The sequence below is a fragment of the Bacillus sp. AC266 genome, assembly GCF_979253805.1.
The window spans coordinates 1-218 of record NZ_CEEDEC010000089.1 but is presented as its reverse complement, the minus strand read 5'-3'; the positions used below and the strand labels follow the sequence as shown (position 1 = coordinate 218).

Genomic DNA, 218 nt, shown 5'->3' with positions numbered 1-218 from the left:
CTGGAGACACTGGCGCAACTGGACCTACTGGGCCGACTGGAGACACTGGTGCAACTGGACCTACTGGGCCGACTGGAGACACTGGTGCAACTGGACCTACTGGGCCGACTGGAGACACTGGCGCAACTGGACCTACCGGGCCGACTGGAGACACTGGCGCAACTGGACCTACTGGGCCGACTGGAGACACTGGTGCAACTGGACCTACTGGGCCGACT

General features: G+C 62.8%; 1 protein-coding gene. It reads left to right on the top strand.

Translation table 11 applies throughout. The features are described 5' to 3' along the window. Positions 1-218: hypothetical protein (locus AC0IXC_RS29465; RefSeq protein WP_471653738.1), on the top strand; the 218-nt coding region annotated here is incomplete at both ends.